Here is a 25,783-nt window from a genome sequence, read left to right on the forward strand (position 1 = left end):
GCATCCGGCCCCTTCGTCGTTCCTCGCATCGCGGAGCGCCGATCGAGCCGGGCCGAACTCCTGGGTTCTCGCTCGATTGAGGGTGAAGCGACCTCGGGAGCGGCCCTGGATGCCTTTTCTCCGGAGTTCGGCCCGCGTCGGATCGGCCCGCCGCGGCCGATGTCGGCCGGCACCGGCAGAATGGAGAGGATGCCACGAGGGGAGGGCGCATGATCGTCGGAATCGGCGTCGACGTGGTCGACGTTCCGCGGTTCGCCGCGACGCTCGCGCGCACCCCGCGCCTTCTTCCCCGCCTGTTCGCCCCGGCCGAGCGCGTGCTGAAGCCGCGATCGCTCGCCGCCCGGTACGCCGCGAAGGAGGCCCTGATCAAGGCGCTCGGCGGGTCCGACGGCGTGCACTGGACCGACATCGAGGTGGCGTCCGAGCCCTCGGGTCGGCCCGTGTTCGCGCTCCGCGGTGAGACCGCCGCGACGGTCGCCGAGCGGGGGATCACCGCGTTGCACCTGTCGATGTCGCACGATGCGGGCCTCGCGACGGCGTACGTCATCGCCGAAGCGAGCGAGGTCGCTCCGGCGCCCGGTGCGATCGCGGCCCGGCAGCCCGCGCCGACGAGCGCGGGCGTCGAGCCTGTCGCGATCGACGGGCCCCCGGCATCCGCCCCCGAGACCACCCGAGAGGACACCGCATGAGAATGGCACCCGGCGTGCTGCGCGAAGCGCTCATCGATGTCGACGCGATCACCGAGAACGTGCGTCACCTGCGAAAGCTCACCGACTCCGAGATCATCGCGGTCGTCAAGGCCGAGGGGTACGGCCACGGCGCCTACCGTGCCGCGGTCGCGGCGCTCCGCGGGGGAGCGGCCCGCATCGGCGTCTCCGACATCGACGAGGCGCTGGCGCTGCGGCGAGCGGGCATCCGCGCTCCGCTGTTCGCGTGGCTCCACGCGCCCGGCGCGGCGTTCGGCGAGGCCGTGCGAAACGACATCGAGCTCGGCATCTCCGACATCGATCAGCTTCTGCGCGCGGGCGAGGCGGCGCAGGGCGATCGCCCGGCGGCGGTGCACCTCAAGATCGAGACGGGCCTGTCGCGCAACGGCATCGCGCCGGCCGACTGGCGCGTGGTGTTCTCCGAGGCCGCCCGTCTGGAGCGCATCGGGCGGCTGCGCGTCGTGGGGTTGTTCTCGCACCTGTCCAACACGAGCGAGGCCGACGACCGTGCCGCGCTCGCCCGGTTCGAGGAGGGCGTCATCCTGGCGGCATCCGCCGGTCTTCACCCGCCGCTTCGCCACATCGCGGCGACGAATGCCGCCATCGCCCTGCCCGAGGCGCGACTCGGATGCGTGCGCATCGGCATCGGTCTCTACGGGGTCTCGCCGTTCGACGACCGGACGCCCGCCGACCTGGGGCTGCGCCCGGCGATGACACTGCGCGGCGCCGTCGCGGCGGTGCGGCGCGTGCCCGCGGGCACCGGGGTGTCGTACGGCTACGACTACCGCACCGAGAGCGACACGACGCTGGCGCTCGTTCCGCTCGGCTACGCCGACGGCGTGCCCCGCCAGGCGTCGGGTCGGGGATCGGTGTCGATCAACGGGCGCCGCTTCACGGTGGCCGGCCGCATCGCGATGGACCAGTTCGTCGTCGACGTCGGCGATCACCCGGTCACGGTGGGCGACGAGGTCGTGCTGTTCGGCGACCCGACGCTGGGCGTGCCGTCGGCGCGGGACTGGGCGGATGCCGCCGACACCATCGACTACGAGATCGTCACGCGCGTGGGGGTCCGGGTCCCCCGGCGGGAGGTGGGCGCGTGAGCGTTCCCCACGAGCTGCTGGGCGTGCGCGAGGTCGCGGGGCCGGCCGACATGGAGGACCTGGGCCGCGCCGTCGGGCGCGCGCTCGCTCCCGGCGACGTCGTGGTGCTGACCGGCCCGCTCGGCGCCGGCAAGACGACCCTCACCCGCGGGATCGGTGAGGGACTCGGCATCCGGGGTCCGGTGCAGAGCCCGACGTTCGTGATCGCGCGCACGCATCCCTCGCTCGGGGGCGGCACGCCGCTCGTGCACGTGGACGCCTATCGCCTGGGGGCCGCGGTCGAGCTGGACGACCTCGACATCGACGTGGCGGGTTCCGCCGTCGTCGTCGAGTGGGGGAGCGGGGTGGCCGAGTACCTCGCCGACACGTGGTGGGAGATCGAGATCGACCGTCAGACCGGCGGCCGCGGCGTCGACAACGCCTGCGGTGAGATCGCGGTGCACACCGTCGAGCTCGACGCCGACGCCCCGCGCACGGTGACCATCTCGCGCCGACCCTGACGGGACGTGTCGCGGAATCGCGACACGGTTGCGACACCCCCGCGACCACGGCGGCGCGGCGCTTCAATACGGTGGATGCCATGAGTCGATCCCCTCGCCGCCCCGCCGTGCTCCGCCCCACGGCGGTTCGCCTGGCCGCGGTCGTCTCGGCCTCCGTCGTCGTGATGAGCCTGGCCGGCTGCGTCTCGGAGCCGGTGCCCTCGACCGCGAGGTCGTCGGCGGCCGCCGACGCCCCCGTGCCCACGCCGACGGCGGCCGCGGCCTCAGCCGCTCGCGTGCCCGGCTACGACGTCGGCGAGATCCCGCCCGTGCCCCTGTTCGTGCTGCCCGACCTTTCGCTGCTGAGCGGCTCGGCGTCGGCGTTCACGATCTCGGCGGCGTCGACGCTGTCGAGTGCGCCGGGGGTGACGGTGGCCTCCGCGGCGTGCGGGACCCCCGGCCAGGTGTCCACGTCGGCCGGCACGGCCTTGTTCTACGGCGACGGTTCCGGCTCGTACACCGGCGCCGACGGAACCGTCCAGAACTTCGGCGACGGCTCGGGGACCACGACGATCGACGGTGTCGAGATCCAGAACTTCGGTGACGGGTCGGGGACGTACCGGTCGGGCGAGGTCGCGATCCAGAACTTCGGCGACGGTTCGGGCACGTACGTCGACGCGTCGCGCCAGGTGCAGATCTTCGGCGACGGGTCAGGAACGTCCACGCACGGCGACGAGAGCATCCAGAACTTCGGCGACGGGTCGGGGACGTACCGGTCGGGCGAGGTCGCGATCCAGAACTTCGGCGACGGGGCGGGGACGTACACCGACGGCACCCTCACGGTGCAGAACTTCGGCGACGGCACCGGCCGCGTCGACGGTGAGCCCGTGACGGTCGACCCGCTGCCCCCGGTGCCGCGGTTGGGTGTGTTCCCGCCTCTGGCGGCCCTCGCCCCGGTCGCGAGCTGCGGCACGACCCTGACGCTCTCGGACGCCGTGCTGTTCGACTTCGACTCGGCCGAGTTGCGCGCCGATGCCGCCGCCGTGCTCGACGCGCTCGCGGCCGTGCTGATCGACGGCCGGGTGCCGGCGGCGACCGTCTCGGGGTACACGGATGCCATCGGCACCGACGCCGAGAACCAGGACCTGTCGGAGCGGCGCGCGCAAGCAGTCGTCGCCGCCTTGACCGAACGCGCCACGCCCGTGGCCTGGACGGCCGAGGGCTACGGTGAGACGCGTCCGGTCGCCGCCAACGAGCTCGACGGGGTCGACAACCCCGCGGGTCGGCAACTCAATCGCCGGGTCGAGATCCTCGTCCCCTCATTCGGAGGCTGAACATGCGCAGAACCGCCCTCTCCCTGCTCGCCGCGGGGCTCGTCGCCGGGATGCTCGCCGGCTGCTCTATCCGCGTCGACGAGGGCCAGGATGCCGTGACCTCGACGCCCGTGCCGACGGCGACCTCCGCCGCGCCCGCGGCGCCCGCTCCCACGGCACAGCCCGCCGCCCCGACGTCGACGGCCCCGAGCGCCGGCGTCGACACCACCTCGAACCTGCGCACCCGCGACGAAGCGATCGCCCTGGCCGACTCGACCATCGCGTGCACTCCCGGTCTCGTCATCCCCGACGACGGCAGGGTCGTGCGGGTCGAGGGGGCCTGCGACGACGTCACCGTGTCGGGCTTCGCGGCGGTCGTGATCCTCGACGACGTGTCGACGCTCACCGTCACGGGTGACGGGTTGGTCGTGTACGCGAAGGCCCTGACCGACCTCTCCGTCAGCGGAGACGTGAACACGGTCGTCTGGCGCGGCAGCGCGCCGCGGGTCGACGACACCGGCGTCGCGACGACCGTGCTGCGGGACGAGCGATGAGCGCCCCGCAGGCCGCATGGGCGCCGCCCGCGCGTCGCACGAACGGCCTGGCGATCGCCGCCCTCGTGCTGGGCCTCTGCGGCTTCGGTCTGCTGCCGGTGATCTTCGGCCACATCGCGCTGTCGCAGATCCGCCGCACCGGCGACGGCGGCGATGCCCTCGCGATCGCGGGACTCGTGCTGGGGTACCTGGCCATCGCCGCCGCGGTGATCGGCGTCGTCTTCGTCGTCGCCGTGTCGGTCGGCATCCCTCTGCTGGCGACGCGTACCTCATGACGGGCGACGAGCGTCCCGGCATCCTGCTCGTCGACGATGACGAGACCATCCGCGCGGGCCTGGGCGCGTTCCTCGAACGCAGCGGGTACCGGGTGATCGTCGCCGCCGACGGGCAGGAGGCGCTGGACCTGCTGGCGGATGCCGATGTCTCGCTCGCGGTGTGCGATGTCATCATGCCGCGGGTCGACGGACGCGCGTTCGTGCGACGCGTTCGTGCCGAGGGGCGCTGGCTGCCGATCATCCTGCTGACGCAGGTGGGGGAGTCGTACGAGCGCAGCGCCGCCCTCGACGAGGGGGCCGACGACTACCTCAACAAGCCCTTCGATCCCCAGGAGCTGCTCTCGCGCGTGCGCGCCGTGCTGCGGCGCACGGTTCCCGGCGAGCGTCCCCTGAGCGCGTCGTCGCGGGTGCGCGCGGGTGCGCTCGATCTCGACCGGTCCGCTCGGCGGGTGTGGTTGGGCGGGGCGGAGCTCTCGCTCACCCCCAAGGCCGTGATGCTGCTGGACTACCTCATGACCCACCCCGGCGAGGTGCACACGCGCGACCGGCTGCTCTCGGCGTTGTGGGGGTTCGAGGTCGCCACGAGCACGCGCGCCGTCGACCACCGGGTCGCCGAGTTGCGCCGCGTGCTCGACGACGACCCCGGCGCTCCGCGCTTCATCGAGACGGTGCAGAACGCGGGGTACCGCTTCGTGCACGCGGTGGTGACCCCGTGAGCCGCGCGGTGCGGATCGGTGCCGTCTGCGCGCCCGTGCTCCTCGCTGCCCTCACCGCGGGAGTGATGGCCTGGGCGGGTGAGCGACGGGTCGTGACGGTGGCGACCGCCCTTCCGGCGGTGGTCCTGCTGCTCGGTGTCGTGGTCTCGGCCGTGATCGGTGTCGTGCTGCTCATCGGCGCGCGGCGTCGGCGCGTCGCCGCGTCGCGCGCGCGTCAGAGCGCCGAGGCGTGGGCGGCGGGCCGGGCCACCGAGCGTGAGGAGCACCGCCGGTTCCTCGCCCGCCTCGACCACGAGCTGAAGAACCCCATCACGGCCATCCGCGCCACCCTCGCCGGCGTCGATCCCGCCACCGCGCCCGCTCACGTGGCCGTGATCGACGGGCAGGCGCGGCGACTCGCGGCCCTCGTCGGCGATCTGCGCAAACTGGCCGAGATCGAGACCCGCCCGCTCGAGACCGAGCCGGTCGACCTCGAGATGCTCGTGCGCGATGCCGTCGACGCCGTGCACGACCAGCGTCTCGAGACGCGGGGGCGCATCCGCATCGTCGCCGAGCGGGTGCCGTGGGCCGTGCCGCCCCTGCCGGCCGATCCCGACCTTCTCGCCCTCGCGTTCGACAACGTGCTCGCCAATGCCGTGAAGTTCTCGACCGACGGACCGATCGAGGTCCGCCTGCGCGAAGACGCCGGCGCGGTGGTGGTCGAGGTGGCCGACACGGGTCGCGGAATCCCGGCCGACGCGCAGGAGCACGTCTTCGACGACCTCGCCCGGGCGGCCAACGCCCGCGACGTCGCCGGATCGGGGATCGGCCTGTCGCTGGTGCGCACGATCCTGCGCCGTCACGGGGGCGATGTCGACCTGCGCTCGCGAGAGGGAGCCGGAACCGTCGTCACGCTGCGATTGCCGATCGCGCGATAGCGGCGGTGCGACCCCTCGCCCATCCGCCGACCAGGCTCAGGCGCGCGCGTCGGAGCGGCGTCGCGCCGGAGCGCGGTCGGCGGCCCACACCTCGCGCAGGGCGCGCAGGGTGAGGACGGGCTGCTCGACGTGGGCGAAGTGCCCGCTGTCATCGAGCACACGGTCGTCGTAGTCGCGCATCAGTCGCCCCCAGGTGCGCGCATCGCGCGCGGCGACGAAGACGTCGTGCGATCCGCGCACCGACCTCACGGGGCACGCGATGCGGCGCCACACCCCGTCGTCGTGGGTGCGCGACAGGCGCGCGGCGGCGAGGAAGGCCGCGGGGCGGATCTCGGTCGCCAGGGCATCGGTGACTTCGCGGTCGACGTGCTCCGGATGCCGGAACAGCGGCCGCGACAGCGTTCGCAGCGCCCCCGTGCGGCGGAGCAGGCGCAGCAGGGGCCCAGCGAGCGGCCCGAGACCTCGCAGCACCCGCATCGCGACCACCATGCCGGCCAGCCAGGGGAGCCGGACGGCGCCGGAGACGGGGCGCCGCGTCACCGCGCGTGCGCCCGCCCCGCTGGGCGACACGACACCGACGGCCACCGTCTCGCGCGGGAAGCGTGCGGCGATGTCGAGGGCGATCACCCCGCCGAGCGAGTGCCCGACCACCCGCCAACGGGGATACCCCAGCGCGCGGGCCACCGCCGCGATGGCGACCGCCAACTCGGCCGGGTCGGGGACGGGCCCCGGTGACTCGCCCCAGCCGGGCAGGTCGAGCGCGACGATATCCGACAGCGGGAGTCCGAGAGCATCGGAGGCCGCGATCATCGGCTCCCAGTTGCGCCACGATCCGGCGGCACCGTGCAGCAGCACGGTCGCGACCGGACTGCCCGAACCACGCCCGGCGTGCGCCACGATCGGCCCCACCCCCGTGGGGACGACGACGCGGCGCAGGCCGAGGCCGATGGCATCCATGCCCTCTCTTCGGAGCAGACCACGAAGTCGGATGGCACAGGGGAGGTGCCGGATACGCTGGAACGGTGATTCTCGGCATCGACACCTCGCTCGGCACCGCCGTGGCCGCGATCTCGCGCGACGGCGAGGTGCTCGTCGACGAGCAGAGCAGCAATCCGCTCGGACACGCCGAGGTCATCGGCGACCTCTTACGGCGGGCCAGTGCGGTCGCCCCCGCGCCGACGCACGTCGCCATCGGCATGGGTCCCGGCCCCTTCACGGGCTTGCGCGTGGGCATCGCGACCGCGCGGACGTATGCGTTGGGGCGCGGGATCCCCGCCGTCCCCGTCCCCAGCCACGACGGCGTCGCGCTGGGCGTTCTGCTGACCGACGCCCTCACGGGCACCGACACCGGCCGCTTCGCCGTGGTGACCGACGCGCGCCGCAAGGAGTTCGCCTTCAGCATCTACGACGGCCTCGACGACGACGGGCTGCCGGTGCGCGTCACGGATGCCGCTCTCAGCCCGCGCGCCGGGCTCGACGAACGCCTCGCCGCCGCCGGCGCGCGCCGTTACGACGCCACCGCGGTGTCGGCCGCCATGATCGCGCTCGCCGCCGCGCGGGCGCTCGATGCCGGCCGCACCCTCGCCGACGGCGAGCCGCTGTACCTGCGCAGCCCCGACGTCGTCGCCGCCCACGCGCCCAAGCGGGTGAGCTGATGCCCACCCGCGCCGCCACCCCGGCCGACCTCGACGCGATCATGGCGCTGGAGCACGCGTCGTTCCCCACCGACGCGTGGAGTCCCGCCATGATGCGCGAGGAGCTCGTCTCGCCGCACGGGTGGTACGTCGTCGTCGAAGAGGCCGGTCGGCTCGTCGGCTACGCCGGTCTGCGCGCCGCGCGGGGCGCGCGGGATGCCGATATCCAGACCATCACGATCGCCGAGACGGCGCGGGGCCGAGGTCGCGGCCGGGCCCTGTTGACGGCGCTGCTCGACGAGGCCGTGCGGCGGGACGTGCACGAGGTGTTCCTCGAGGTGCGCGCCGACAACCCCGTCGCCCAGACCCTGTACGCCTCGGAGGGTTTCGCCGAGGTCGGCCGGCGTCCGCGCTACTACCAGCCCGACGACGTCGACGCCCTCGTGATGCAGCTCGATCTGCGCGGGTGGGCCGCCCGCCGCGCCGAGACCGGCGGCGGTGAGCCCGACGGAGGGTCCGGTCGATCCGCCGCCGTCTCGGCCACCCCGGCGCCCGAGCCCGCCGACGGAGCCGGAACCCCCGCTCCCCCCGCCACCGGAAAGGGCTGGTGCTGATGGACGCGCCCCTCGTACTCGGCATCGAGACCAGCTGCGACGAGACCGGCATCGGCATCGTCCGCGGTCGCACGCTGCTGAGCAACACCATCGCCTCGAGCATGGACGAGCACGCCCGCTACGGCGGCGTCGTCCCCGAGGTCGCCGCCCGCGCGCACCTCGAGGCACTGCAGCCCTCGATCGACGCCGCGCTCGCCGAGGCGGGCGTGACGCTCGCCGAGCTCGACGCCATCGCCGTCACGAGCGGTCCCGGCCTCGCGGGTGCGCTGATGGTCGGGGTGGGGGCCGCGAAGGGCCTCGCCGTCGCCCTCGACAAGCCGCTCTACGCCGTGAACCACCTGGTCGGTCACATCGCTGCCGACATCCTCGACGACGACGCCGCCGAACTCGAATACCCCACCGTCGCCCTGCTCGTCAGCGGGGGGCACACCTCGCTGCTGCTCGTGCGCGACCTCACCGGCGACGTCGAACTGCTCGGCGAGACCATGGACGACGCCGCGGGCGAGGCGTTCGACAAGGTCGCCCGACTGCTGAAGCTGCCCTACCCCGGCGGCCCCGAGATCGACAGGGCGGCAGCCTCGGGCGATCCCACCGCGATCCGGTTCCCGCGGGGCATGTCGCGCGCCTCCGACATGGCATCCCACCGCTACGACTTCTCGTTCTCGGGCCTCAAGACCGCCGTTGCCCGCTGGGTCGAGCAGCACGAGGCAGCGGGGCAGCCGGTGCCCGTCGCCGACGTCGCGGCGTCGTTCCGCGAAGCCGTCGTCGACGTGCTCGTGACCAAGGCCCTCGACGCGTGTGCGCGCCACGACGTCCCGCGCCTGCTGCTGGGCGGCGGGGTCATCGCCAACAAGCGCCTGCGCGACGTCGCCCTCGAGCGCGCGGCGGCGGCGGGTGTGGCCGTGCGCATCCCGCCGCTGAGCCTGTGCACCGACAACGGCGCGATGATCGCCGCCCTCGCCGCAGAGCTCATCTCGTCGGGGCGCCGGCCCTCGACCCTGGCGTTCGGCGCCGACTCCACCCTGCCGGTGACCGAGATTCAGGTCGCCGAGGATCCCGATGCCGAGGCCCCCGGGCCGGACTCCGGACGCGTCGCATGAGCGAGGCGGCTCCGCCGACGCGGCGCGCGCGCAAGGTCGCCGAGAGCGTCGAGCCCGCCGACGACCTGCGCGCCGCCATCACCCAGGCGGCGGCGTCCGCTCGGCGCGACGACGACGGCGACCCGGAGCGCCTGCCCACGGCGCAGCTCGAGATGGCTGCCTTCGGCGATCACGTCATCCCCTACGTCCCGCCGGCGCCGCCCACCCCGCGGTCCCTGGCGCCGTGGTCCCTCGGCGTCTCGATCCTCGCCCTCGGGGCGGCTCTGTTCACCGGCTGGCTCCTCCCTCTCGGAGCGCTCGCGGCGATCATCGCCATCGTGTCGTTGCGCCGCGCGCACGACAGTCGTCGCGTCGCCGCGTGGGCGCTCGCGCTCGCGCTGACGTCGGTGGCGTTCAGCGCCGGGTGGTTGATCTGGGGGTTCTCGCAGCTCGCCGTCGTGTGACGACCGGGCTCACACCCGATCGGCCAGCAGCGCGAGGCGCTTCGAGCCGATGCGGGTGAGCAGCAGGGTCGCCGACTCGTCGCCGCGCAGCGACAGCTTCTTGCGCAGCACGGCGGGGTCGACGTCGACGCCGCGCTTCTTGATCTCCAGGGTGCCGATGCCGCGCGCACGCAGGGCCTGGGCGAGCTTCTTCGGGTCGGCCGGGAGTTCTTCCCGCACGCGGAACGACGATACGAACGGACTCGTGAGGGCGGCGTCCGACGTGAGGTAGGCGATGCCGGGCGCGAGCATGCCCGCCTGCAGCGCGCGGGCGACCTCGCCGATCAGCCGGGCGCGGATGATCGCCCCGTCGGGTTCGTGCACGAAGGCACCCAGCTCGCGCTGCTCGACGTCGGGGGAGTCGGCGGGGGCGGTGAGCTCCCAGGCGTCGGTGCCGCGCACGACGAGGGCCGCACGACGCACGTTCTCGCGGGCCAGCACTCCCGACCACAGCACCAGTTCGATGGTCGACCCGTCGGCGCTGATCCACTGCGCTTCGACGTCGTCGGGAATCCGCCCGCGATCGAAGCCCGGGCCGAGCTTCACACCCCCGGGCGTGCTCTCGAGCAGAGCGAAGACCCACTCGAGCGAGGGCGACCATTCGCTCGACGACACCTGCCGCGTTTCGGAGTGCCCGGCCGTGCGGCGCGCCGGGTCGAGCCAGACGGCATCCGTCTGATCGAGGTCGGTGTCTTCGGCGCGGCCGTGCGCGACGGTCACGGTCTCACCGAAGGGGGCGAGGTTGTACGCGGCGATCGCGGCCGTCACCTCGTCGGCGTCGACGGCGTGCACCCGGATGCCGAGCCCCGCCAGTCCGAGGGCGTCGCCGCCGATGCCGCAGCCGAGGTCGGCGACGCGGTCGAGACCGGCGGCGCGGAAGCGTCCGGCGTGGCGGGCGGCGATCGACAGGCGCGTCGCCTGCTCGAGGCCGGCGCGGGTGAAGAGCATGCGCTCGGCGAACGGGCCGAACTTGGCCGCTCCGCGCACCCGCAGACGTGCCTGACCGACGACGGCCGACACGAGATCGGGGGAGTGCCCGGCCGCGCGGAGTCGAGAGACGGCTCGGGCCGCGTCGTCGGTGGACTCGATGCCGCCCACCTCGTCGAGCAGGCGGAGGCCGTCGGGCGTCAGCAGGGCGGTGAGCTCGCGGGTATCCACCGATTCAGCCTAAGCGGGCGATTGTGTTGGCACTCGCGTTGCGTGAGTGCCAGTGCTTCCCTAGACTCGAATTAGCACTCTCCCCGTGTGAGTGCTGACAAGTCTTCTGTAACGAGAAAGAGGTAGACCGTGTCGGTTTCCATCAAGCCGCTCGAGGACCGCATCGTCATCAAGCAGGTCGAGGCTGAGCAGACCACCGCGAGTGGTCTCGTCATCCCTGACACCGCCAAAGAGAAGCCGCAGGAGGGCGAGGTCGTCGCCGTCGGACCCGGCCGTATCGACGACAACGGCAACCGCGTCCCCCTCGACGTCGCCGTCGGCGACCGCGTGCTCTACAGCAAGTACGGCGGCACCGAGGTCAAGTTCGGCGCCGACGAGTACCTGGTGCTCTCGGCTCGCGACGTGCTGGCGGTCGTCGTCCGCTGATCGCGCAGTCCTGCACGAAGGCCCCGCATGCTCCGGCATCCGGGGCCTTCGTCGTTCCCTCACCCCCCGGCGTCGCGAGGTGGCAGGAAAGTGGTGGGGAACGGCGGCCCGCGGCGTCGCCCCGCGCGTAGGCTGAATCGGTGACCCCCGCCGCCCCTCCTGTCTCCGGCGGCAGTACCCGCGGTGCCCTCTACGCCCTCGGTGCCTACCTGTTGTGGGGCGTCCTGCCGCTCTACTTCCTGCAGCTCAAGCCCACCGGCCCGTTCGAGGTCGTGGCGTGGCGGATCCTTCTCGCCTTCGTCTTCTGCCTGGTGCTGCTCACCGTGCTGCGCGCCTGGCGCCCGTTCCTGGCGATCGTGCGGCAACCGCGGCTCATGGCGCTCACCGCGGTGGCCGGCGTGCTCATCTACGTCAACTGGCAGACGTACCTCTACGGTGCCCTCACGAACCACGTCATCGAGACGAGCCTCGGCTACTTCATCAACCCGATCGTGACGGTGTTACTGGGGGTGCTGGTGCTGCGCGAGCGACTGCGGGTGCTGCCGTGGATCGCGATCGGCATCGCCGTCGCCGCGGTCGTCGTCATCGTGGTGGGCTACGGCACCTTCCCGTGGATCGCGCTGACGCTGGCCTTCTCGTTCGGCTTCTACGGTCTGGTCAAGAAGCAGATCGGGCCCTCGGTCGATGCGGTGAGCGGCCTGACGCTGGAGTCGATGTGGCTGCTGCCCGTCGCCGGTGTGCAGCTGGCCGTCGTCGCGGCGTTCGGCGGTCTCACCCTCGGCACGGCGGGCACGCTGCACACGGTGCTGCTGTTGGCTGCGGGGGCGGTCACGGCCGTGCCGCTGCTGCTGTTCGCCTCGGGCGCCCGTCGCGTGCCCCTCACGGTCATCGGGTTGCTGCAGTTCGTGGCGCCGATCATCCAGTTCGCAATCGGGGTGTGGGTGCTCGGCGAGGCCATGACCCTCGAGCGGTGGATCGGTTTCGCCCTGGTCTGGGTGGCGTTGATCATGCTGAGCGTCGATTCGGTCGTCGCGTCGCGCCGACAGCGCCGCGTCGTCGTCGACGTGGCGGAGCCCGTCTGACCGGCCAGATCATGCGTTTGTCGTCCCTGCCGACATATCTCCTAGTGCACCGTGACGACGCCGTGTGAAACCGTTATGCGGCCGTGATCGCGACGACTCACATCGTTAACGAACGGCAACACGCAGAAAACGCGCGGCGGCTTAGGTTTAGGACACCAGGCGGTCCTCGTGGGCTGCCCAACGTTCATTCACAGCAAGGAGCACTATGAGCGTCATCACACGTACGCGCACTGGCAAGGTCATCGGCGGCATCGCCCTGATCGGTGCCAGCGCGCTCGTCCTCGCCGGTTGCGCCGGTGGCGGCAACGACGCCGCTGCCCCCAGTGCATCATCCGGCGGCGGCGCCGTGTCCACCAAAGACGGGACTTTCCACGTCGGCACCATCCTCCCGGCCACGGGTAACCTCGCCTTCCTCGGCCCGCCCGAGGTCGCGGGTGTCAAGCTCGCGATCCAGGACATCGAAGCCACCGGCGACGCGTTCCCGTTCACGACCGAACTGACCGAGCGCGACTCGGGTGACACCACGACCGACATCGCGACCCAGTCGGCCACCGAGCTCGTCGACGCCGGCGCCGATGTCGTCATCGGTGCGGCTTCGTCGGGCGTGTCCTTCACCTTCGTCGACCAGCTGGTCGACGCGGGCGTCGTGCAGATCTCGCCGGCGAACACCTCGCCGGACTTCACCACCTACGCCGACGACGGGTACTACTGGCGTACCGCCCCGTCCGACGTGCTGCAGGGCCGCGTGCTCGGCAACCTGATGGTCGGTGACGGCGCGGCCAACGTCGGCGTCATCTACATCAACGACCCCTACGGCATCGGCCTCAAGGACAACGCGACCAAGGCCATCGAGGCCGCCGGTGGCGAGGTCTCGGTCGCAGTTCCCTACAACCCGGGTGACACGGTCTTCACGTCGCAGGTCGACCAGGTGCTCGCGTCGCAGCCCGACGCCGTCGCGATCATCGCGTTCGAAGAGACGTCGTCGATCATCCCGCAGCTCGTCAGCACGCAGGGCTTCCCGGCGTCGAAGGTCTACTTCGTCGACGGCAACCTGTCGAACTCGTACGAGTTCGCCGCCGGCACGCTGCAGGGCGCCAAGGGAACGCTCCCCGGCAACCCGGCCGACACGTCGTTCCAGTCGCGCCTGAAAGAGGTCGACCCCGCCCTCACCGACTTCAGCTACGCGCCGGAGTCCTACGACGCCGTCATCGTCGCCGCCCTCGCTGCGGCGCAGGCGAAGGACGACTCGGGTACGGCCATCCGCGACAACATGCAGTCCGTCTCCGAGGGGGGCGAGAAGTGCACGACGTTCGCCGACTGCCTCGCGCTCATCAACGAGGGCACGGACGTCGACTACGACGGCGTCTCCGGCCCGATCACCTTCGACGAGAACGGTGACCCGACCGAGGCGTACATCGGCATCTACCAGTACGGTGCCGACAACAAGTACACCCTGCTGAACACGGAGTTCGGCTCGCTCAACGAGTGACCTGACACCGCACGAGGGCCCGGATCCGCCAGGATCCGGGCCCTTCGGCGTTCGTGCGGGCTGGATCGGTGCCGCGCCGGCATCCGCGTCCCGGCGTGCCACAGGCTCTCGGGGCCTCGGAGGGCTCGGCGCGGCCGGCGGCAGCCCTCCGCGGCCTCGGCCCCGGCGTCAGGGGGTCAGGCCGCAGACGGAGGCGGTGAAGGCGAGCAGGGCATCGGCGACCGCCTGCGGCCGGTCGAGCGGAACGACGACGTCCCGGCCGTCGACCCGCGCGACGAGGTCGAACAGGGTGCCCACCTTGTCTTCGGCGATGGCGTGGGCGTCGCAGCGGATCGGCGTGACCGGCACCGCGATGGTGGTGGGGGCGTCGCCGGCGGCGACGGTGAGGCCGAGAGGCGCCTCCGTGCCCTGCGGGAAGCGCAGCAGCGGGGTCCCGCGCAGGGAGACGAGCTCGACGCTGCCCGCCGTGGCATCCGGGGTCGGCTCGATCGACAGCAGCAGAGCGGCGGTCCCGTCGCCGGACACCGACACCGCGGTGGCCGAGACGCGGGCGACGGATGCCAAGGCCTCGCGGTCGCATTGCGTCGCGCTCAGGCGGGGGAGCACCCCGAGGGCGTCGTCGACCGCCACGGTCTGCTCGAGCGTTCCCCGGTCGTCGCTCACGCCGAGCACGGCTCGCGGGCCGGCGTCGGCGGCCTCCGGATCGCAGCGCGAATCGGGGAGTGCGACGGGAAGATCGATCGTGCGCCCCGGCTGCAGCGTCTCGGGGCGTTTCGTGTCTCCGCCGCCCGTCGCGGCGAGCAGGGGCGAGCGCAGCACCGCCGAGGTCACGGTGACCGCGGCATCCGAGGTGTTCGTGACGCGGAGCTGCACGCGCCCCGAGACGATGTCGCCCCGCTGCTGCACGAGCGTGACAGATAGCGGGGGAGGCGCGGGAGGTGCGCCCGCGCATGCCGCGAGCGCGACGCCCACCAGGGTGAGCGCCGCGCTCGCGGTGTATCGACGTGGGATCAGGCCGGGGGCTCCTGGTGGTCGCGCTTGGCGTCCTCGTCGGCGGCCAGCGTTCCGAGGTACAGCTCGATGACGCGGGGATCGGTGAGCAGCTCGCGGCCGGTGCCGGTGTACGCGTCCTTGCCCTGGTCGAGCACGTAGGCCCGGTGGCAGATCTGCAGGCAGCGGCGGGCGTTCTGCTCGACCATGATGATGGTCACGCCGGCGCGGTTGATCTCGGCGACGCGCAGGAACGTCTCGTCCTGACGCACGGGCGACAGGCCTGCCGAGGGCTCGTCGAGCAGCAGCACCGACGGGTCCATCATGAGCGCGCGGCCCATGGCGACCATCTGCCGCTCACCGCCCGACAGCGACCCCGCCCGCTGGCGGCGACGCTTGCCGAGTTCGGGGAAGAGCCCCGTGACGAATTCGAAGCGCTCCGCGAAGGCCTTGGGACGTTGGAAGAGACCCATCTGCAGGTTCTCTTCGATCGACAGGCTCGGGAACACGTTGTTGTTCTGCGGCACCATCCCGACGCCCTTGCCCACGAGCTTGTCGGCCTTCAGCGTGGTGATGTCTTCGCCGTTCAGCAGCACGGAGCCGCCACGGATCTTCACCTGGCCGAAGATGGCCTTCAGCAGCGTCGACTTGCCGGCGCCGTTCGGGCCGATGATGCCGATCAGGTCGCCCTGGTAGGCGTCGACCGTGCAGCCGTTGAGGATGTTGACCCCGGGCAGGTACCCGGCGACCAGGTCGTCGGTGCGCAGCACCGCGGTGCGCGTGGCAGTTGCGGTGTCGGACATCAGAGCTTCCCGTCCTTCTCGTCGGCGATGAGCTCCGCCTCCGCCTCGGCGGCGGCTTCGGCTTGGATGGTCTCGAGCTGCGACGTGGTCATGTCGCCGAGATCGGTGTCGTGGTGCGCGCCCAGGTAGGCGTCGATGACGGCCTGGTCGGTCATGACGGTCTCGGGCGGCCCCTCGGCCACCACGCGACCCTCCGCCATGACGATGACCCAGTCCGAGATGTGACGCACCATGTGCATGTCGTGCTCGACGAACAGCACGCTCATCCCCTCGCTCTTGAGGTTGAGGATGTGGCCCAGCAGGCTCTGCGTGAGCGCCGGGTTGACGCCCGCCATGGGCTCGTCGAGCATGACGAGCTTGGGGTCGCTCATGAGCGCGCGGGCCATCTCGAGGAGCTTGCGCTGGCCGCCCGAGAGCGACGCGGCGAAGTCCTCGCGCTTGGCGTCGAGCTTGAAGCGGCGCAGCAGGTCGTCGGCCCGTTCGGTGTTGGCCTTCTCTTGCGAGCGCCAGATCGAGGGGATCAGGGCGCGGAAGATGTTCTCGCCCTTCTGCCCACGGGCGCCCAGCAGCATGTTCTGCAGCACCGAGAGGCGCCCGAGCGACTTGGTGAGCTGGAACGTGCGCACCATGCCCTGCCGCGAGACCTTGAACGCGGGCACCCCGGCCAGGTTCGACCCCTCGAAGCTCCACCGGCCGGTGTTGGGCTTGTCGAAGCCCGTCAGCAGGTTGAACAGAGTGGTCTTGCCGGCACCGTTGGGGCCGATCAGCGCGGTGATCTGCCCGCGGGGGATCTCGAGGTGCTCGACGTCGACGGCTTTCAGGCCGCCGAACTGGCGGGTGACGCCGTCGGCGACGACGATCGGGTCGACCTTGGCGCAGCCGGGTCCGACCTCGCCCTTGACGAGCGGATGGGTGACGGTGGTGTCAGACATTGAACGACAGCTCCTTCTTGTTGCCGAAGATGCCCTGTGGTCGGAAGATCACGAGGAGCATCAGCCCGATGCCGACGAGGATGAAGCGCACCTGGCCCGCCTGGGTGGTGGACATGAAGCCCAGGATGCCGACATCGCGGAGCCCCACGATGATGCCGTTCGACAGCGACAGCAGCACCCAGAACAGGGCTGCTCCCACGATCGGTCCGAGCAGGGTGGCGGCGCCACCGAGCAGCAGTGCGGTCCAGACGAAGAAGGTGAGCGCGGTGCCGTAGTTTCCGGGCTGCACGGCGCGGGGGAGGATGAAGATCACTCCCGCGAGGCCGCCCATGACACCGCCGAGCACCAGCGCCTGCATCTTGTACGAGTAGACGTTCTTGCCGAGGCTGCGCACGGCGTCTTCGTCTTCACGGATGCCCTTGACCACACGGCCCCAGGGGCTGCGCATGAGCACGTAGACGAGCAGGGTCGCGATGATGACGAGTCCCCAGCCGAAGATGCGGACCCACCAGTCGTTCGCCGAGTAGGTCCACGGCCCGATGCCGTAGGTACCGGCCGGCAGCGGGTTCAGCGCCTGGAACTCGCGGTTGTACCCGTTGAGGCCCTGCGAGCCGCCCGTGACGTTGGTCAGGCCGACGGTCGAGACGACGTAGCGCACGATTTCGGCGGCCGCGATGGTGACGATCGCGAGATAGTCGGCGCGCAGTCGCAGGGTCGGGATGCCGAGAAGGAACGCGAACAGCACCGACGCGACGATCGCGACCAGGATCGCGAGCCACACGGGGGCCGAGAACGACAGCGTCGCGATCGCGAAGGCGTACGCGCCGACGGCCATGAAGCCCGCCTGTCCGAAGTTCAGCAGACCTGCGTAGCCGAAGTGGACGCTCAGGCCGATCGCGGCGAGGGCGTAGGCCGCGGTGGTCGGGCTGATGAGCTCGCCTGCGGCGTTGTTGAAGATTGAAAGCCAGTCCATGTCGTCGTTCCTCAACCGATCCGCTCTTTACGACCGAGCACACCTTGCGGCCGGAAGAGCAGCACGCCGATGAGCACGACCAGGGCCACCGCGTACCGGAGGTCGGGTGGGATGACGATGGTGGACAGTTCCGTGATGATGCCGATGATCAGCGAACCGACCAGGGCGCCGAAGGCACTGCCCAGGCCGCCGAGGGTGACGGCGGCGAACAGCAGCAGCAGGATCGCGAAGCCCATGTCCCAGGTGACGCCGCGGTACAGGCCGTAGAGGACGCCCGAGAGGCCCGTCAGGCCACCGGCCAGCATCCAGACGATGCGGATGACGCGGTCGACGTTGATGCCGGACGCCGCGGCGAGCGACGCGTTGTCGCTGACGGCGCGGGTGGCCTTGCCGATGCGGGTGCGGGTCAGGAAGTAGGCCACCGCGCCGAGCATGACGACGCTGACGCCCATGCTGATGATCGAGGTGAGCGTGACCGTCACCGGGCCGATCGTGACGTTGTCGGTGATGCCGGTGTCGATGTTGCGCGTGCCGCCGTCGAAGAAGTAGAGGTACAGGTAGCGCAGCACGATCGACAGACCGATCGTGACGATCAGCACTTGGACCAGCCCCACCCCTCGTTTGCGCAGAGGTTTGAACAGGACGGCATCCTGTGTCCAGCCCAGCGCGACCGAGAGCGCCACGGTGAGCAGCACCGCCAGGATGATGTTCCAGCCCATGGCCGTGAACATGTAGAAGATGATCGCGCCGAAGGTGAGCATCTCGCCGTGCGCGAAGTTGTTGACGCCTGTCGTGCCGAAGATCAGCGAGATGCCGATGGCGGCCAGGGCGAGCAGCAGGCCGAAGTTGAGGCCGTAGAAGAAGCGCGAGAACAACGTGTCCCAGATCGAGCCGCTCGCCGCCGTTCCCTCACCGGTGGGGAAGAGCACGTTGACCGTGTTCGTCGTTCCCACCGTGACGTCACGCGTGACGTTGTCGGGGTCGCGGGGTGCGACACCGTCGGGCAGCGTGTCGACCTGGAGCTCGGCGGTGTAGCTGCCGGGCCCGGGAACCGCGACCGACCAGCGACCGTCGGCACCGGTCGTACCGACCTCCGAGAAGCCGGAGCCCTCGACCGAGATCTCGACGCCCTCGAGCGGTTCATCCTCGGCGCGGATGATGCCGCCGATCGTGTACTGCGATGAGACGTCGCCCGTTCCGGTCGTGGCGGCGGGTGTTGGTGCGGTGGTGACGGCTGCGCTCGCAGGTGACGCGAAGAGCAGGCTCAGGACGGCTATCGCACTCGCGAGGAGCGAGACGACGGCAGCCATGCGGGATAGGGATCGCGATCGTGTCGCGGTGGGGGAGGAATGACCCACGGAGTCTCCAGTTCGGCAGCGCTGACGAAGTCGTCCGTCAGCTTCGACGGTCGACGCTACGAGCGTAATGTGTCGAGGGTGTTTCGCCGACCGCGTCGTTAGCGAACCGTGTCATGAGGATTGCGCGTCGCGGCCACCTGCACGGGAACAATTCCCAGGGTCCCGACGCTTAGAATTACGGGCGGAGCGCCTCGCGCGCCCCGGCCGACGTCGTCCTTTTTTCGAACAGGCGCCGCGCGCGCAGGAGGATCCATGGAGCAGCACGACCCCTTCGGTTTCATCGGACTGACCTATGACGACGTGTTGCTCCTTCCCGGGCACACCGACGTCATCCCGAGCGAGGCCGATACGTCGTCGCGTCTCACCCGTCGCATCACCGTGGCGACGCCTCTGCTCTCCAGTGCGATGGACACCGTCACCGAGGCCCGCATGGCCATCGCGATCGCCCGGCAGGGCGGCATCGGCATCGTGCACCGCAACCTCTCGATCGAGGACCAGTCGTCGATCGTCGACCAGGTCAAGCGCAGCGAGTCGGGCATGGTCTCGAACCCCATCACCACGACCCCGGATGCCACGGTGGCCGAGGTCGACGCGATGTGCGCCCAGTACCGCATCTCGGGTCTGCCCGTGGTCGACCCCGACGGCGTGCTCGTGGGCATCATCACCAACCGCGATATGCGTTTCGTCTCCGGCTTCGAGCGTCAGACGACGCTGGTGAAGGACGTGATGACCAAAGACGGGCTCATCACGGGCCACGTCGGCATCCACGCCAACGACGTCATCGCGACCTTCGCGAAGCACCGGGTCGAGAAGCTCCCCCTCGTCGACGAAGACGGAAAGCTCGCCGGCCTCATCACCATCAAGGACTTCGACAAGAGCGAGAAGTACCCCCTCGCCACCAAGGACGACCAGGGTCGGCTGCGCGTCGGCGCCGCCATCGGTTTCTTCGGCGACGCCTGGCAGCGCGCCGAGGCGCTGCGCGACGCCGGTGTCGACGTCCTCGTCGTCGACACCGCCAACGGCCAGTCGGCCGGCGTCATCGACATCGTCACGCGCCTCAAGGCCGACGCGTCGTTCGCCCACATCGACGTCATCGGCGGGAACGTCGCGACGCGCGAGGGTGCTCAGGCGCTCATCGACGCGGGAGTGGATGCCGTGAAGGTCGGCGTCGGACCGGGGTCGATCTGCACCACCCGCGTCGTGGCCGGCGTGGGCGTGCCGCAGGTCACCGCGATCTACGAGGCCGCACAGGCCGCGATCCCCGCGGGCGTGCCGGTCATCGCCGACGGTGGTCTGCAGTACTCGGGTGACATCGCCAAGGCGCTCGTCGCCGGTGCCGACACGGTCATGCTCGGTTCGCTCCTCGCCGGCACCGACGAGTCGCCGGGCGAGATCGTCTTCCAGGGCGGCAAGCAGTTCAAGCAGTACCGCGGCATGGGCTCGCTCGGTGCGCTGCAGACCCGCGGCAAGAAGACGTCGTACTCGAAAGACCGCTACTTCCAGGCCGACGTGCCCAGCGACGACAAGCTCATCCCCGAGGGCATCGAGGGCCAGGTCCCCTACCGCGGCCCCGTCGCCGCGGTGGCGTACCAGCTCATCGGCGGCCTGCGTCAGTCGATGTTCTACGTCGGCGCCCGCACCGTCGAGGAGCTCAAGAGCAAGGGACGCTTCGTGCGCATCACGTCGGCGGGTCTGAAGGAATCGCACCCGCACGACGTGCAGATCGTCGTCGAGGCGCCGAACTACAAGAAGTAACGCGGCTTGACGAGGGGCCGGGCAGGCGACTGCCCGGCCCCTCGTCGTTCCGCTCCCGCGACTACGCTGTGCGCATGATCCGACGCAGGAGCCACCCCGAGGCGTCGCTCTCGGCGCGGCGGACCGAGGCGTTCACCGATGGCGTGTTCGCGATCGCCGCGACCCTGCTCGTGCTGGGCCTCACCGATCAGTCGCTGGGGACGATCCGTACGAACGACGACCTCGCGGCCGGTCTCGTGGGTCTCGCGCACCCCGTCTTCTCGTTCGTCATCAGTTTTCTGCTCCTGTGCCTCATGTGGATGACGCACGTGCGGCAGTTCGAGTACATCGCGCGGATCGACGCGCTCGGCATGTGGATCAACAGCTTCCGCCTGCTGCTCGTGGTCCTGGTGCCTTTCACCTCGTCGCTCAACACCACCTACGACGATCTGCTCCTGGGGCGCGTGCTGCTGCCCGTCAACTTCTTCCTCGCGATCCTGCTCGGCTGGATCCAGTGGGTGTGGGCGGCGCGGTCCGGTGCGATCCCCGACCTCTCGCGCGACGACGCCCGTCGCATGGGGCGTGCGGGATTCAGCGCCGTGGTGCTGGGTCTCGTCGCGATGGCGCTGAGCCCGGTGATCGGGTCGATGGCGTTCCTGGTGTTCCTCTTCGACGGACTCCTCACGCGAATCCTCCGCGGTGGCAACGACCTCGCCGCGCCCGCCGATGCCGCCCGCGCTCCCGACCCCGGCGGCGATGTCGAAGGGCGCGGGTAGGCTGGAGGGGTGACCATGGAGATCGACCTCGGCCGCGCCAAGCGCGCCCGCCGCGCCTACACCTTCGACGACATCGCCGTCGTGCCGTCGCGGCGCACGCGCAACCCCGAAGACGTCTCGACGGCGTGGACCATCGACGCGTTCCCGTTCGAGATCCCCGTGCTCGGTGCGCCGATGGACTCCGTGGTGAGCCCGCGCACCGCCATCGAGCTCGGTCGTCTCGGCGGCCTCGGCGTGCTCGACCTCGAAGGCCTCTGGACGCGCTACGACGACCCCGAGCCCCTGCTGGCCGAGATCGCGACGCTGGCCGATGCCGACGCCACCCGGCGCATGCAGCAGCTGTACGCCGAGCCCATCAAGCCCGAGCTGGTGCGCGACCGCCTCGCCGAGGTGCGCGCCGCGGGGGTCACCGTCGCCGGCGCCCTCACCCCGCAGCGCACGCACGACCTGTACGAGACCGTCGTCGCCGCGGGCGTCGACCTGTTCGTCATCCGCGGCACCACGGTCTCGGCCGAGCACGTCTCGAGCGGCGTCGAGCCGCTGAACCTCAAGAAGTTCATCTACGACCTCGACGTCCCCGTCATCGTCGGCGGAGCGGCCACCTACACGGCGGCGCTGCACCTCATGCGCACGGGCGCCGCGGGCGTCCTCGTCGGCTTCGGCGGCGGTGCCGCCTCGACCACCCGCGCCACGCTCGGCCTGCACGCGCCGATGGCCACCGCCGTCGCCGACGTCGCCGGCGCCCGCCGCGACTACCTCGACGAGTCGGGCGGACGCTACGTGCACGTCATCGCCGACGGAGGCGTGGGCACCTCGGGCGACATCGTGAAGGCCCTCGCCATGGGTGCCGATGCGGTCATGCTCGGCGTGGCGCTCGCCCGCGCCACCGACGCCCCGGGCCGCGGATTCCACTGGGGTCCCGAAGCGCACCACCCCAAGCTGCCGCGCGGCCACCGCGTTGCGGTCGACCGCGTCGGACCGCTCGAGCAGGTGCTCTTCGGGCCGGCGCCCGTCGCCGACGGCACCGCGAACCTCATCGGAGCCCTGAAGAAGTCGATGGCGACCACCGGGTACTCCGACCTCAAGGAGTTCCAGCGGGTCGAGGTCGTCGTCGCCCCCTACGGGCACTGATACGGAGACCGAGTGACCGTCACCCCCGCGACCCGACCGGAGCCGCCGCAGATCTTCCCGCCCACCCTGCGGGAAGTCATGCTGCGACCCCGGTGGATCGCGCTGCTGGCGTTCTCGCTCGTCGTCGCCGGTGCCCTCGCGTGGCTGGGGCAGTGGCAGCTGGGCCGCGCGATCGATACCTCGCCGCCCGAGCCCGGCCTGACCGAGAACGTCCAGCCGCTCGCCGACGTCGTGCAGCCCGGCGCGTACCTGCCCGAGCCGCAGGTCGGGCAGCGCGTCGAGGTGAGCGGCCAGTGGGTGGCATCCGACTTCATCGTCGTGTCGTCTCGTTTCAACGACGACGTCGAGGGGTACTGGGTCACGGGCCAGCTGCGCATCACGGGTACCGCTGAGCCCACGTCGGTCGCCGTCGCCACGGGCTGGACCGCCTCGCGCGAGCAGGCCGACGCCGCTGTCGAGGAGCTCCAGGCCGCCGTCGACGCCGACCCCACCGCGACCGTCGAGGTCACGGGTCGTCTCATCTCCGACGAAGGCCCGTCCGTTCCGCCCCGGGGGGCTGACACCCAGACCCTCACCCGCATGTCCCCGGCGATGCTCCTCGGCCGGTGGCACGACGTCGACGACCTGCGGGTGTACCGCCAGTACATCGCCTCGCAGAGCGTCATCGGGCCCCTCGAGCCGATCTCGTCACCGGCGCCCGACGAGGGTTCGAGAGTGAACTGGCTGAACATCTTCTACGCGGCGGAGTGGGCGATCTTCGCCGGCTTCGCGCTGTACCTCTGGTACCGCCTCGCACGTGACGCGTGGGAGAAAGAGGTCGAAGACCTCGAAGACGAGTACGCCGACGCGCTCACGGCGGGGGCCTCGGCAACCCGCGACTAGACTGGCATCCATGCCCCGTGCCCCGAAGCTCGCCTCGTTCCCGGCGATTCGCGGAGCCCTGAAGTTCTACCAGATCTGCTCGGTCATCACCGGTATCGGCCTGCTGCTGCTGGTCGCCGAGATGATCCTGAAGTACACGCCCCTGCACATGGAGCTGTTCCTCGGCGGATCGGGTGGCTTCCTGTGGTTCGCGGATGCCATCCCCGGCCCCGATTGCCAGTGGTTCTCGCTCTTCGTGCCCTGGACCAACGAGTGCAGCATCCTCTCCACGGGTGACGGCGTCAACGTCTCTCTCGCGATCCTCGTCGCGCACGGCTGGTTCTACGTCGTGTACCTGATCTCGTGCTTCCGCGTGTGGAGCCTCATGCGCTGGCCGTTCCGTCGGTTCGTGTTCCTCGCCCTCGGTGGCGTGGTGCCGTTCCTCTCCTTCATCCTCGAGGTGCGCACCGCCCACGGCGTGCGCGCCTATCTCGCCGAGCGCGAGGCCGCCCTGGCATCCGCTCCCGTCTCTGCCCCGGAAGGCCAGCGGTGACCGAACAGACCGAAACGTCCCAGCGCCCCGTCCTCGTCGTCGACTTCGGCGCCCAGTACGCGCAGCTCATCGCCCGTCGCGTCCGCGAAGCGGGCGTGTACAGCGAGATCGTGCCGCACACCGCGACCGCCGCCGACATCGCCGCGAAGAATCCCGTCGGCATCATCCTGTCGGGTGGCCCGTCGTCGGTGTACGAAGAAGGCGCCCCCCGCCTCGACGAGGACGTCTTCGACCTCGACGTGCCGACGCTGGGTATCTGCTACGGCTTCCAGGTCATGGCGAAAGCCCTCGGCGGCGAGGTCGCCAACACCGGGCTCCGGGAGTACGGCGCGACCGACGCCACCGTCGTGACCGAGGGCACGCTGCTCGAGGGGCAGCCCGCCGAGCAGAACGTCTGGATGAGCCACGGCGACCAGGTCTCGCGCGCACCCGAGGGCTTCGAGGTGCTCGCCCGCACCGCGCACACCCCCGTCGCGGCCTTCGCGAACGACGCCCGTCGCATGTACGGCGTGCAGTGGCACCCCGAGGTCAAGCACTCCGACCACGGACAGCGCGTGATCGAGAACTTCCTGCACAAGGCCGCGGGACTCCCCGCGGACTGGAACAGCGGCAACGTCATCGCCGAGCAGGTGGAGCGCATCCGCCAGCAGGTCGGCACCGGCCGCGTCATCTCGGCCCTCTCCGGCGGCGTCGACTCGGCCGTCTCGACCGCCCTCGTGCACGAGGCCGTCGGCGACCAGCTCATCGCCGTGTTCGTCGACCACGGACTCCTCCGCCAGGGTGAGCGCGAGCAGGTCGAGAACGACTACGTCGCCTCGACCGGCGTCCGCCTCATCACCGTCGACGCGCGCGAGACGTTCCTCGACGCCCTCGCCGGTGTCAGCGACCCCGAGCAGAAGCGCAAGATCATCGGCCGCGAGTTCATCCGCGCGTTCGAGAAGGTGCAGGCCGACCTCGTCGCCGAAGCCGCGGCCGAGGGGGAGCAGGTGCGCTTCCTCGTGCAGGGAACGCTCTACCCCGACGTCGTGGAGTCGGGCGGCGGTGCGGGCACGGCCAACATCAAGAGCCACCACAACGTCGGCGGTCTTCCCGAAGACCTGCAGTTCGAGCTCGTCGAGCCGCTGCGCACCCTGTTCAAAGACGAGGTGCGCGCGATCGGCCGCGAACTCGGGCTTCCCGAGGCCATCGTCGGCCGTCAACCCTTTCCGGGGCCCGGTCTTGGCATCCGCATCGTGGGCGAGGTCACCGCTGACCGTCTCGAGATCCTGCGTGCGGCCGACGCCATCGCCCGCGCCGAGCTGACCAAGGCCGGTCTCGACGACGAGATCTGGCAGTGCCCCGTCGTGCTCCTCGCCGACGTGCGCTCGGTCGGCGTGCAGGGCGACGGTCGCACCTACGGTCACCCGATCGTGCTGCGGCCCGTCTCGAGCGAAGACGCCATGACCGCCGACTGGACGCGGCTGCCGTACGACGTGCTGTCGAAGATCAGCAACCGCATCACCAACGAGGTGCGCGACGTCAACCGTGTCGTGCTCGACGTGACGTCGAAGCCGCCGGGGACGATCGAGTGGGAGTGAGCTTAGGCTGACTCCTGACCCCGCTGCGGTGCCGGCCGGGGAATCGGCG

Annotated in this window: 27 protein-coding genes and 1 pseudogene; 21 read left to right on the plus strand and 7 right to left on the minus strand. The window is 70.9% G+C overall.

Going from position 1 to position 25,783, the window contains the following annotated elements; genetic code table 11:
* Positions 1 to 209: 209 nt before the first annotated feature.
* The 8 genes and pseudogenes from ASF96_RS04070 to ASF96_RS04105 form a co-directional block, all read left to right on the plus strand.
* Positions 210 to 557 (plus strand): annotated as a pseudogene (locus ASF96_RS04070) (holo-ACP synthase); the annotation flags it as partial.
* A gap of 128 nt (positions 558 to 685) precedes the next feature.
* On the plus strand, positions 686 to 1,807 hold the full coding sequence (gene alr / locus ASF96_RS04075) for an alanine racemase (RefSeq protein ID WP_055833933.1): 1,122 nt from the start codon (positions 686 to 688) through the stop codon (positions 1,805 to 1,807).
* Positions 1,804 to 2,307: a tRNA (adenosine(37)-N6)-threonylcarbamoyltransferase complex ATPase subunit type 1 TsaE gene (tsaE, locus tag ASF96_RS04080; RefSeq protein ID WP_055833937.1), complete on the plus strand. Its 504-nt coding sequence runs from the start codon at positions 1,804 to 1,806 to the stop codon at positions 2,305 to 2,307. Before alr ends, tsaE begins: the two co-directional genes overlap by 4 nt.
* 80 nt (positions 2,308 to 2,387) lie before the next feature.
* The gene (locus ASF96_RS17340; RefSeq protein ID WP_082509275.1) at positions 2,388 to 3,620 is read left to right on the plus strand and encodes an OmpA family protein; all 1,233 of its coding nucleotides are present in this window, start codon (positions 2,388 to 2,390) and stop codon (positions 3,618 to 3,620) included.
* Positions 3,621 to 3,622: 2 nt separating this feature from the next.
* Entirely contained in the window at positions 3,623 to 4,153 is a 531-nt protein-coding gene (locus tag ASF96_RS04090) for a DUF3060 domain-containing protein (protein WP_055936150.1), read from the plus strand.
* Positions 4,150 to 4,428 carry a DUF4190 domain-containing protein gene (locus ASF96_RS04095; protein WP_055936153.1) on the plus strand — a complete coding sequence of 93 codons (279 nt, stop codon included), beginning with the start codon at positions 4,150 to 4,152 and terminating at the stop codon, positions 4,426 to 4,428. The genes ASF96_RS04090 and ASF96_RS04095 overlap by 4 nt, the downstream gene beginning before the upstream one ends.
* Positions 4,425 to 5,144: a response regulator transcription factor gene (locus ASF96_RS04100; RefSeq protein ID WP_055936157.1), complete on the plus strand. Its 720-nt coding sequence runs from the start codon at positions 4,425 to 4,427 to the stop codon at positions 5,142 to 5,144. The genes ASF96_RS04095 and ASF96_RS04100 overlap by 4 nt, the downstream gene beginning before the upstream one ends.
* Positions 5,141 to 6,061: a sensor histidine kinase gene (locus tag ASF96_RS04105; RefSeq protein WP_055936160.1), complete on the plus strand. Its 921-nt coding sequence runs from the start codon at positions 5,141 to 5,143 to the stop codon at positions 6,059 to 6,061. The genes ASF96_RS04100 and ASF96_RS04105 overlap by 4 nt, the downstream gene beginning before the upstream one ends.
* A gap of 36 nt (positions 6,062 to 6,097) precedes the next feature.
* On the opposite strand, the gene ASF96_RS04110 is transcribed toward ASF96_RS04105, so the two are convergent.
* The gene (locus ASF96_RS04110) at positions 6,098 to 7,018 is read right to left on the minus strand and encodes an alpha/beta fold hydrolase (protein WP_055936163.1); all 921 of its coding nucleotides are present in this window, start codon (positions 7,016 to 7,018) and stop codon (positions 6,098 to 6,100) included.
* 65 nt (positions 7,019 to 7,083) lie between these two features.
* On the opposite strand from ASF96_RS04110, the gene tsaB reads away from it, so the two are divergent.
* Genes tsaB through ASF96_RS04130 form a run of 4 tightly spaced genes read left to right on the plus strand, consistent with a single transcriptional unit; the run spans position 7,084 to position 9,852 of the window.
* Entirely contained in the window at positions 7,084 to 7,716 is a 633-nt protein-coding gene (gene tsaB / locus ASF96_RS04115; RefSeq protein ID WP_055936166.1) for a tRNA (adenosine(37)-N6)-threonylcarbamoyltransferase complex dimerization subunit type 1 TsaB, read from the plus strand.
* Positions 7,716 to 8,309 (plus strand): ribosomal protein S18-alanine N-acetyltransferase, encoded by a 594-nt coding sequence (gene rimI, locus ASF96_RS04120; RefSeq protein WP_055936169.1) that lies wholly within the window; start codon positions 7,716 to 7,718, stop codon positions 8,307 to 8,309. Before tsaB ends, rimI begins: the two co-directional genes overlap by 1 nt.
* Positions 8,309 to 9,409, plus strand: a complete 1,101-nt coding sequence (gene tsaD / locus ASF96_RS04125; protein WP_055936172.1) for a tRNA (adenosine(37)-N6)-threonylcarbamoyltransferase complex transferase subunit TsaD — start codon at positions 8,309 to 8,311, stop codon at positions 9,407 to 9,409. The genes rimI and tsaD overlap by 1 nt, the downstream gene beginning before the upstream one ends.
* Positions 9,406 to 9,852: a hypothetical protein gene (locus ASF96_RS04130; protein WP_055936175.1), complete on the plus strand. Its 447-nt coding sequence runs from the start codon at positions 9,406 to 9,408 to the stop codon at positions 9,850 to 9,852. Before tsaD ends, ASF96_RS04130 begins: the two co-directional genes overlap by 4 nt.
* A gap of 9 nt (positions 9,853 to 9,861) precedes the next feature.
* Here ASF96_RS04130 and ASF96_RS04135 read toward each other — a convergent pair whose 3' ends face one another.
* Positions 9,862 to 11,049 (minus strand): class I SAM-dependent methyltransferase, encoded by a 1,188-nt coding sequence (locus ASF96_RS04135; RefSeq protein ID WP_055936178.1) that lies wholly within the window; start codon positions 11,047 to 11,049, stop codon positions 9,862 to 9,864.
* Between the two features lie 129 nt (positions 11,050 to 11,178).
* Here ASF96_RS04135 and groES point away from each other — a divergent pair, with 129 nt between their 5' ends.
* The 3 genes from groES (at position 11,179) to ASF96_RS04150 (ending at position 14,046) form a co-directional block, all read left to right on the plus strand.
* On the plus strand, positions 11,179 to 11,475 hold the full coding sequence (gene groES, locus ASF96_RS04140; RefSeq protein ID WP_039394204.1) for a co-chaperone GroES: 297 nt from the start codon (positions 11,179 to 11,181) through the stop codon (positions 11,473 to 11,475).
* 140 nt (positions 11,476 to 11,615) lie between these two features.
* The gene (gene rarD, locus ASF96_RS04145; protein ID WP_055936180.1) at positions 11,616 to 12,557 is read left to right on the plus strand and encodes an EamA family transporter RarD; all 942 of its coding nucleotides are present in this window, start codon (positions 11,616 to 11,618) and stop codon (positions 12,555 to 12,557) included.
* Between the two features lie 205 nt (positions 12,558 to 12,762).
* Positions 12,763 to 14,046: an ABC transporter substrate-binding protein gene (locus ASF96_RS04150; RefSeq protein WP_055936183.1), complete on the plus strand. Its 1,284-nt coding sequence runs from the start codon at positions 12,763 to 12,765 to the stop codon at positions 14,044 to 14,046.
* 168 nt (positions 14,047 to 14,214) lie between these two features.
* Here ASF96_RS04150 and ASF96_RS04155 read toward each other — a convergent pair whose 3' ends face one another.
* The 5 genes from ASF96_RS04155 to ASF96_RS04175 form a co-directional block, all read right to left on the minus strand.
* The gene (locus ASF96_RS04155; protein WP_156458718.1) at positions 14,215 to 14,952 is read right to left on the minus strand and encodes a hypothetical protein; all 738 of its coding nucleotides are present in this window, start codon (positions 14,950 to 14,952) and stop codon (positions 14,215 to 14,217) included.
* 104 nt (positions 14,953 to 15,056) lie between these two features.
* Positions 15,057 to 15,839: an ABC transporter ATP-binding protein gene (locus tag ASF96_RS04160; RefSeq protein ID WP_055833979.1), complete on the minus strand. Its 783-nt coding sequence runs from the start codon at positions 15,837 to 15,839 to the stop codon at positions 15,057 to 15,059.
* The gene (locus tag ASF96_RS04165) at positions 15,839 to 16,771 is read right to left on the minus strand and encodes an ABC transporter ATP-binding protein (RefSeq protein ID WP_055833982.1); all 933 of its coding nucleotides are present in this window, start codon (positions 16,769 to 16,771) and stop codon (positions 15,839 to 15,841) included. The genes ASF96_RS04160 and ASF96_RS04165 overlap by 1 nt, the downstream gene beginning before the upstream one ends.
* Complete coding sequence (locus ASF96_RS04170) at positions 16,764 to 17,744, minus strand: branched-chain amino acid ABC transporter permease (RefSeq protein ID WP_055936190.1); 981 nt, start codon at positions 17,742 to 17,744, stop codon at positions 16,764 to 16,766. Before ASF96_RS04170 ends, ASF96_RS04165 begins: the two co-directional genes overlap by 8 nt.
* Positions 17,745 to 17,755: 11 nt before the next feature.
* A complete protein-coding gene (locus tag ASF96_RS04175; protein ID WP_055936192.1) occupies positions 17,756 to 19,054 on the minus strand; it encodes a branched-chain amino acid ABC transporter permease in 1,299 nt (432 codons plus the stop codon).
* A 300-nt stretch (positions 19,055 to 19,354) separates the two neighbouring features.
* Between ASF96_RS04175 and guaB the strand changes: the two genes are divergently transcribed.
* From guaB to guaA, 6 genes are all read left to right on the plus strand, one after another.
* On the plus strand, positions 19,355 to 20,857 hold the full coding sequence (gene guaB / locus ASF96_RS04180) for an IMP dehydrogenase (protein ID WP_055833991.1): 1,503 nt from the start codon (positions 19,355 to 19,357) through the stop codon (positions 20,855 to 20,857).
* A 74-nt stretch (positions 20,858 to 20,931) separates the two neighbouring features.
* Positions 20,932 to 21,612: a TMEM175 family protein gene (locus ASF96_RS04185; RefSeq protein WP_055835854.1), complete on the plus strand. Its 681-nt coding sequence runs from the start codon at positions 20,932 to 20,934 to the stop codon at positions 21,610 to 21,612.
* 15 nt (positions 21,613 to 21,627) lie between these two features.
* Positions 21,628 to 22,743, plus strand: coding sequence for a GuaB3 family IMP dehydrogenase-related protein (locus ASF96_RS04190; RefSeq protein WP_055833994.1), 1,116 nt, complete (start codon positions 21,628 to 21,630; stop codon positions 22,741 to 22,743).
* Between the two features lie 12 nt (positions 22,744 to 22,755).
* Positions 22,756 to 23,625 (plus strand): SURF1 family protein, encoded by an 870-nt coding sequence (locus ASF96_RS04195; RefSeq protein WP_055936194.1) that lies wholly within the window; start codon positions 22,756 to 22,758, stop codon positions 23,623 to 23,625.
* Positions 23,626 to 23,635: 10 nt separating this feature from the next.
* A complete protein-coding gene (locus ASF96_RS04200) occupies positions 23,636 to 24,157 on the plus strand; it encodes a DUF3817 domain-containing protein (RefSeq protein ID WP_055834000.1) in 522 nt (173 codons plus the stop codon).
* Positions 24,154 to 25,734, plus strand: a complete 1,581-nt coding sequence (gene guaA, locus ASF96_RS04205; protein WP_055936197.1) for a glutamine-hydrolyzing GMP synthase — start codon at positions 24,154 to 24,156, stop codon at positions 25,732 to 25,734. Before ASF96_RS04200 ends, guaA begins: the two co-directional genes overlap by 4 nt.
* Positions 25,735 to 25,783: the final 49 nt, after the last annotated feature.

It is taken from the genome of Microbacterium sp. Leaf179, from assembly GCF_001423785.1.
GTDB lineage: Bacteria > Actinomycetota > Actinomycetes > Actinomycetales > Microbacteriaceae > Microbacterium.

What these genes read in the sequence shown, in the direction of transcription:
- alr (WP_055833933.1), top strand. Translation starts at nt 686, where the DNA reads ATGAGAATGGCACCCGGCGTGCTGCGCGAAGCGCTCATCGATGTCGAC.
- ASF96_RS17340 (WP_082509275.1), top strand. Translation starts at nt 2,388, where the DNA reads ATGAGTCGATCCCCTCGCCGCCCCGCCGTGCTCCGCCCCACGGCGGTT.
- ASF96_RS04090 (WP_055936150.1), top strand. Translation starts at nt 3,623, where the DNA reads ATGCGCAGAACCGCCCTCTCCCTGCTCGCCGCGGGGCTCGTCGCCGGG.
- ASF96_RS04095 (WP_055936153.1), top strand. Translation starts at nt 4,150, where the DNA reads ATGAGCGCCCCGCAGGCCGCATGGGCGCCGCCCGCGCGTCGCACGAAC.
- ASF96_RS04100 (WP_055936157.1), top strand. Translation starts at nt 4,425, where the DNA reads ATGACGGGCGACGAGCGTCCCGGCATCCTGCTCGTCGACGATGACGAG.
- ASF96_RS04110 (WP_055936163.1), bottom strand. Translation starts at nt 7,018, where the DNA reads ATGGATGCCATCGGCCTCGGCCTGCGCCGCGTCGTCGTCCCCACGGGG.
- rimI (WP_055936169.1), top strand. Translation starts at nt 7,716, where the DNA reads ATGCCCACCCGCGCCGCCACCCCGGCCGACCTCGACGCGATCATGGCG.
- tsaD (WP_055936172.1), top strand. Translation starts at nt 8,309, where the DNA reads ATGGACGCGCCCCTCGTACTCGGCATCGAGACCAGCTGCGACGAGACC.
- ASF96_RS04130 (WP_055936175.1), top strand. Translation starts at nt 9,406, where the DNA reads ATGAGCGAGGCGGCTCCGCCGACGCGGCGCGCGCGCAAGGTCGCCGAG.
- ASF96_RS04150 (WP_055936183.1), top strand. Translation starts at nt 12,763, where the DNA reads ATGAGCGTCATCACACGTACGCGCACTGGCAAGGTCATCGGCGGCATC.
- ASF96_RS04160 (WP_055833979.1), bottom strand. Translation starts at nt 15,839, where the DNA reads ATGTCCGACACCGCAACTGCCACGCGCACCGCGGTGCTGCGCACCGAC.
- ASF96_RS04165 (WP_055833982.1), bottom strand. Translation starts at nt 16,771, where the DNA reads ATGTCTGACACCACCGTCACCCATCCGCTCGTCAAGGGCGAGGTCGGA.
- ASF96_RS04170 (WP_055936190.1), bottom strand. Translation starts at nt 17,744, where the DNA reads ATGGACTGGCTTTCAATCTTCAACAACGCCGCAGGCGAGCTCATCAGC.
- ASF96_RS04175 (WP_055936192.1), bottom strand. Translation starts at nt 19,054, where the DNA reads ATGGCTGCCGTCGTCTCGCTCCTCGCGAGTGCGATAGCCGTCCTGAGC.
- guaB (WP_055833991.1), top strand. Translation starts at nt 19,355, where the DNA reads ATGGAGCAGCACGACCCCTTCGGTTTCATCGGACTGACCTATGACGAC.
- ASF96_RS04185 (WP_055835854.1), top strand. Translation starts at nt 20,932, where the DNA reads ATGATCCGACGCAGGAGCCACCCCGAGGCGTCGCTCTCGGCGCGGCGG.
- ASF96_RS04190 (WP_055833994.1), top strand. Translation starts at nt 21,628, where the DNA reads ATGGAGATCGACCTCGGCCGCGCCAAGCGCGCCCGCCGCGCCTACACC.
- ASF96_RS04200 (WP_055834000.1), top strand. Translation starts at nt 23,636, where the DNA reads ATGCCCCGTGCCCCGAAGCTCGCCTCGTTCCCGGCGATTCGCGGAGCC.